We start from the raw sequence: 6,906 nt of genomic DNA, 5'->3' as shown, positions 1-6,906 counted from the left end.
GCGAATGACGGACCGCATCAAATCGGCATCCGCATCGAAAAGTGCATCCAGAACCCCCCCGACAACGGGATCCTCTATTATCGTACTCGGCATTTCACCCACAGCAGCGCCTTCGGAAAAAAGTTGGTGCCGGTAAACCTGCGCGCCCGCAGAACCCACGATATCATTCATCCGCATATCCTTCACATAAGGAATCAGAGCTTCTTCGAGCAACCCAGGATCCACACTGTTCAGCAATTCGGCACACTTATTTGCATCCCCCAGCATAGATAGTGCCCGAAGCCATTCAAACGATACCTTTGACCGAACCTCGGCACTGTCCATAGGCTCTAACGTGTCTTCCACAGTGCGCCGAAAAGTACCCGGCGTCATAGCGCGTATCAAATGGGCGTTAAAATCCTGCCGCTCCGGGTCATAATCAATCAGCCCCGTCAACATCTCTGTAGGCAAATGCGCCACCACATCTGTCGAATAGCCCGGATTGCCATCTTCATCCATACCCGTTATCGACAGCATATTCTCTGGGTCTTCATCCAGAACAACGAGCGCGGCCTGCGCTTCAACCGTCAAAGTCTGCACCAGTGCCCTGGCATCTTCTTTTTTTCCTTCGCGAAGCAGTTCGCGTATCCGGCTGCTCTGCTCTGCCAATTCCATAAATCCGGTTGACCACGCACCGACTACCAATCGGTCTTCACGAACCTCGATAGGTTTCACTTCGGGTTCTTCTTCATAAACCGCGTTGCCCGCCAAATGAGATTTGAGACGAATCTTCCCCCTTTCTACTTTGTCCTTACACGTCACGCACAGGCGCGTATAAGGAACGGCCTTGAGGCGTTCTTCCGAAATAACCGCCTCGCAAATGACACACCTCACCCCCGTCCCGCCATCGAGCGGCTGTTGTGCCATATTGCCCTCCATTGGGGTTTTGAGAACCCTCCGCACACATTGCGGAGACGACAGAATCACAGCGGAGATAAATGTAATCGAATAAACGTGGAATGTCAACTTTTAACTTACTGTTTATCAAAGATTTACAAACTTGACAAACAAGGCAAAGTACGTTATATTAATACCGTCGCCGAAGAGATCACATCCAATCTCTTCGGCGTTTTTTTATTGAGCCACAACAAACAAAGGCCCGATGCAACAATCCCGATCGAGCCTTTTATTTTCTAACGGGCGCTACATTCTGTTTCCTATCGAACAACATACTGATATCCAGGGCCTTCACCGAATGCGTAAGCGCACCCACTGAAATAAGATCCACGCCCGTTTCTGCAATTGCCCGTACGCTATCTAAGGACACATTGCCCGAGGCTTCCAATTCGGGTCTTTTGCCTTTTAATTTTTTCACCTTTTCCACGGCTTCACACATTTCATCCAGGCTCATATTGTCCAACATCACGCGATCCGCGCCCAAAACGAGAACCTCATCGAGTTCTGATAGCGTTTCCACCTCCACCTCCACGGGCACTTCTCGACCTTCGAAATCCATCCCTTTCCACACCGAAAGCAGTGCCGGTCCAATACCGTCCGCTGCCTCAATGTGATTCTCCTTCATCAGCACCATATCGAACAATCCGACCCGATGATTTACACCACCGCCCGCAACAACGGCATATTTATCTAATAATCGCAATCCCGGCGCAGTCTTGCGCGTATCCAGAATCTGCGTCTGTGTCCCTTTTACGGCCTCTACAAACTGTGCCGTCATCGTTGCAATACCCGACATACGCTGCAAAAAATTCAACGCGACGCGCTCACCTGTCAACAGACCACGCGCCGGACCAGAAACCTCAGCCAAAATATCGCCATCCGCAACGCGCTCGCCATCTTCGACATGTGCCTCGAATACAATCGCTTCCTCTACCGCTTCAAATACCCATTGCGCCACATCCAATCCCGCAATCACGCCATCTGCCCTCGCAATAATTTTCGCCTTCGCCTGCTTTGTCAATGGCACGGTCCATTTTGTCGTAATATCCCCATCCCCCACATCTTCTAATAGTGCTCGCTCAATTACTGGCATAATATCTTTTTTATTCAACATCTCAAAAGTCCTCTGGTATATCAAACACCACCCCATCCCTCTTTTTATCGTAAAATATGATTTTTATATTTATGGATTCCGCTAAATTTTGGGAGCGATAGGTACTCGGCTTAATAGAATACGCTTCCTCTCCCACGAATCCATCTATGCCCTGGGATTCTTCGTAAGGTTCTGCCAAACGGTAATTGCAGCCTTTCATCTCGGCCAGTTTTTTCAGAATCGCCTCCTGGAATCTGAGTCCGGTGAAGGTCTTGACAAGAACCAAATCCTCTACCCAGGACCTCACCAAATCCCGGTCAATTTTGGGAAACACCACGCTGAAATTCTCTATCATTGAAATTATTTTATCTGTCGCGTCATCAATTGCATCGGGATGTTGTTCTTGATACCACATAACCCATTCTTCAAAAGTTTGCCCTGGAAATTCCTGAATCAGATCGCTCATTTGCCCAACAACTCTTGGTCGCGTACCCTGTGAATTTTGATTTGCGAGATTCATCAATTGGGTCGTGTACTTTGGAAAATCGCGGACAGGTGCGCTCACGTATTCCTGAATCTCAGCATTTTTCAATTTAATTTCCATCCATAATCCTTTGTACGATATGGGATCATTACCTACTTAACAGATCGAGTTGAGTTTCACTTTTGTCCAGAGATTCTATGGTCATTTTGTTTTTACTCTGGTCATATATACTCTGAGGTTTCTCAGAATACGCGACTTCAAAGATATTATCATCAGACTCTCGCACCTCCTTTAAGCCATTCAACAAAATGGACTGTTCCTGGCTCGTCACCACGGGACACCCATAATACCTGTTCGTATATTTCAACGGTCCCGACGTCTGGATTCGATCTTCGACAAATTCAAAATGTCTCCTCAACCTATCGCGCAAATAATCATTTGAAAAATCGACAATCTGTCGCGCCATCGGGCGAATTGCCTGTTGAAAACTTTTGTCAATTTCAACGCCAATACTATTGCGTCCCGAAGTCATCGCAGCAGCAATTGTAGTACCCGTACCCAAAAACGGATCGAGAACCACATCGCCTTTCACAGAGTACATATTGACCAGACGATAGGCCAATTCATAAGGAAACGCGGCACTCCTCAAACGCGACAACTCATCGGAAAGCCTCTGTCCCGTACCCTTAATATCCATCCAAACATCCGAATACCAGATATTCCTCTCCTCCCAAAACAAAGCGCTCTCGCGCCTGTTCTGTTTTTCGCATTCCGTCTTAAATTCCCTTTTAGAACCCTTTCTCAAAATCAAAATATACTCGTGTTCCAGAGTCACATAAGCACCAGCGGGTAACATACCCGATCCCATAAATTTATTGGGCGCGTTGGTTTGTTTTCGCCAGAGAATATCGGGAAGTGCTGAAAACCCGATATTTAAGAGATAATTCAAAATTCGCGCGTGATTTGGATACAAACAAAAATCACCGCCTACCTTCCGCGTCGCATCGCCAATATTGATACAGGCAAATCGGCCATCTTTTAAGACCCTGAACATCTCATCCCATACAGAATCGAGAATTTCATGCATCAACTCATGAGCCAACTTGCCATCCTCGATCTTTAACGCCTTCTGGACCTCCAAATTTTGGCTGCCAAATACATCATCCCACATGCCAATCATGGGATACGGCGGCGATGTCACCACCAGATCGACACTCTCCGAAGGGATCTCCTTTAAGTTTCTCGCATCCCGATAAAATATTTGATGGATCGTTTTCATAGATCTCTTACGCCACCTCTGCCTTTAACCTTGCAATCTCATCGCGATATTGCGCTGCCTTCTCAAACTCCAAGTTCTCAGCCGCTTCACCCATCTTGCGGGTCAATTCTTCAATTATATCCAGCCGATTGGCTCCCTCCACATACTCAGGCGATTCTTCGGCAACCAATGGCAACTCATCTGCCTTCTCATCTGCCACAGCCGTCGTCTGGAGAATCTCTTCTCTGGTCTTGTAAAGCGTCTCAGGCGTAATGCCGTGTATAAGATTATACTCCTCCTGCAATGCCCGGCGGCGATTCGTCTCATCAATGGCGCGCTGCATCGAATCCGTCACCTTATCCGCATACATAATAACCGTACCTCTGGCATTCCGCGCAGCTCTCCCAGCAGTCTGAATCAACGACCGCTCCGACCGCAAAAACCCTTCCTTATCAGCATCCAGAATAGCGACCAGCGACACCTCTGGCAGATCCAACCCCTCGCGCAACAAATTCACCCCCACGAGCACATCGAACTCACCCAAACGCAAATCCCTGATAATTGCCACGCGCTCGAGCGAATCGACATCTGAGTGCATATAGCGCGCCCTGATACCCAACTCGCGCATATACTCCGACAAATCCTCTGCCATGCGCTTGGTCAGCGTCGTTACCAGCACGCGATCACCGCATTCTACCCTGACCCGCGATTCTTCAATAAGATCATCAACCTGCCCGCGCACAGGTCGTACCACCATCTCGGGATCGAGCAACCCCGTCGGACGAATCACCTGCTCCACCACCACGCCCTGACACTGTTCCAATTCATAATCCGCAGGCGTGGCCGACATAAAAACAACCTGCGTTGCCTTCTGTTCAAACTCCTCAAAATACAACGGGCGATTATCCAATGCCGCGGGCAACCTGAACCCATGCTCTATCAACACCTCTTTGCGAGACCGGTCCCCATTCCACATCCCGCGCAACTGCGGAATCGTCACATGGGATTCATCCAGCACAATCAGAAAATCATCTGAAAAATAATCCAGCAACACATAAGGTGCTTCCCCGGGTTTTCGCCCATCGATATACCGCGAATAATTTTCAATACCCTGACAAAAACCAATCTCGCGCATCATCTCGATATCGTAGCGCGTGCGCATCTCCAATCGCTGTGCCTCTAACAACTTGCCCTGATCATTAAACGCCTCCAGTTGTTTCGCCAGATCCACCTCAATCTGAACAATGGCTTTCTCAATGCGATTGCCACTGGTCACAAAGTGCTTGGCCGGATAAATAACAATGCGATCGCGCTCCGCAAGCACCTCGCCCGTCACGGGATGCACCTCGCTCAACGCGTCGATCTCATCGCCAAAAAACTCCACGCGCACCGGATGCTCGCGCTCGGGCGGATAAATTTCGACCACATCGCCCCGCACCCGAAAAGCGGCAGGCTCAAAAGCCACATCATTGCGCGTAAAATGAATATCCACCAGCTTGCGCAACATGGCATCGCGATCCATCTCTGCACCGCGATCCAGAATCACCAGATGATCTTCGTATTCATCCGGATTGCCAATACCGTAAATACACGACACACTCGCCACAATGATCACATCTCGCCGCTCCATCAAAGCACTTGTCGCGCGCAGGCGCAAGCGATTGATCTCATCGTTGATATCCGCTTCTTTTTCAATAAACGTATCCGTCACTGGCTTATAGGCTTCGGGCTGGTAATAATCGTAATACGAAATAAAATACTCCACGGCATTATTCGGGAAAAAACTCCGAAACTCGCCGTAGAGTTGTGCCGCCAGAGTTTTGTTGTGGGAAATCACGAGCGTGGGCTTTTGAACAGATTCAATCACCTTGGACATTGAAAACGTCTTACCCGTACCCGTTGCCCCCATCAAAGTCTGGTATGACTCGCCATCTCGAATCCCCTGAGCGAGTTCTTCAATCGCCTGGGGCTGATCACCCGCAGGCTCAAAAGGCGATATTACTTCAAATCGCGGCATAACGATTTCCCCTAAAAAAATCAGTTGTCGGTTCGCGCCTTGACTCACACCCCATAACTACTTTAATTTAGACAGAGAACTACTGAAACGCAAGGTCAACCCCTCTGTTTACCTGCGAGAGAACACACAGGAGCTACCCGTGAAAATTTTTCTCAAAAGCACAATACTATTCGCGCTATTTGGCCTGATGACCTGTGGAGGAAAGAGCAATGATATACTGGGACCAGGGGACTCGGGCAATCCTCCTGCTGCCTCTGGCGACACGACATCCGGCAATACGCAAACCTCTGGTTCGATCAATCGCGAACCCCAAGCAGGCGGCAATTTTCTAAGCGACTTTCCCAAAGACAGAATTCTATCGGGGGGCGTACCTCCCGATGGCATTCCAGCACTCACCGACCCCCAATTTGTCGAACTCACATCCAGCGAAGCCGCTTATCTCAGCGATGAAGATCTCGTACTCGGCGTGGTCCTCAATGGCGAAGCCAAAGCCTATCCCCACAACATGGGATGGTGGCACGAAATCATCAACGACGTGGTTGGAGAACACCCCATTGTCGTGAGCTTTTGCCCACTGACGGGAACGGGACTCATATTTAGCGGACAGAGCAATGACCAATCGCGCATCCATTGTGGGGTCTCCGGTTTGCTATTCAACAACAACCTCATTATGTACGACCGCCGTCAACAGGGAATCCTGTATCCCCAGATGATCCACATCCCAGTTGAAGGTGGAACCGACGAATTGCAACTCCTGCCCGTAATCGAAACCACCTGGCGCTACTGGAAACAACTCTATCCCGATTCCAAAGTCATCAGTGCCAATACGGGTATTTATGCGCCCAGCAGATACCGTACTTATCCCTATGGCGACTATCGGGATCCGAACACCGCACCGCTTTTCCCCTCCTTTCCCAGTTTGGAAGACAACCCAACCGCAAAGATCTTCCCCCCCAAAACCCTCACACTGGGTATTCGTTTCGGTGAAACGGCCAAAGCCTATCCCTTTCCCACCCTGGGGACAGAAGCCGTTATCAACGACGTAGTCGCGGATAATGCCATTCTCGTCGTCTATTACCACCAGGCGCAATACGCACTCACCTTTAATCGGGTGGTCG

6 protein-coding genes are annotated in these 6,906 nt (G+C 49.3%); 1 reads left to right on the top strand and 5 read right to left on the bottom strand.

Annotated features, from left to right (window positions below; translation table 11 throughout):
• The 5 genes from OXG87_04175 to uvrB all read right to left on the bottom strand — a co-directional run.
• On the bottom strand, positions 1-906 hold a 906-nt coding region (locus OXG87_04175; protein ID MCY3868729.1), incomplete at its 3' end, for a TraR/DksA C4-type zinc finger protein.
• Positions 907-1,165: 259 nt separating this feature from the next.
• On the bottom strand, positions 1,166-2,050 hold the full coding sequence (gene nadC, locus OXG87_04170; protein MCY3868728.1) for a carboxylating nicotinate-nucleotide diphosphorylase: 885 nt from the start codon (positions 2,048-2,050) through the stop codon (positions 1,166-1,168).
• A gap of 1 nt (position 2,051) precedes the next feature.
• Positions 2,052-2,633, bottom strand: a complete 582-nt coding sequence (locus OXG87_04165) for an MjaI family restriction endonuclease (GenBank protein MCY3868727.1) — start codon at positions 2,631-2,633, stop codon at positions 2,052-2,054.
• 28 nt (positions 2,634-2,661) lie between these two features.
• Entirely contained in the window at positions 2,662-3,792 is a 1,131-nt protein-coding gene (locus tag OXG87_04160; GenBank protein MCY3868726.1) for a site-specific DNA-methyltransferase, read from the bottom strand.
• 7 nt (positions 3,793-3,799) lie between these two features.
• Positions 3,800-5,788 carry an excinuclease ABC subunit UvrB gene (gene uvrB, locus OXG87_04155; GenBank protein MCY3868725.1) on the bottom strand — a complete coding sequence of 663 codons (1,989 nt, stop codon included), beginning with the start codon at positions 5,786-5,788 and terminating at the stop codon, positions 3,800-3,802.
• Between the two features lie 139 nt (positions 5,789-5,927).
• Here uvrB and OXG87_04150 point away from each other — a divergent pair.
• Positions 5,928-6,906 (top strand): DUF3179 domain-containing protein (locus OXG87_04150; protein ID MCY3868724.1); only part of this gene is annotated, 979 nt, incomplete at its 3' end.

Source organism: Gemmatimonadota bacterium (assembly GCA_026706845.1).
Taxonomy (GTDB): domain Bacteria; phylum Latescibacterota; class UBA2968; order UBA2968; family UBA2968; genus VXRD01.
This window is presented reverse-complemented; position numbering and strand designations above follow the sequence as displayed.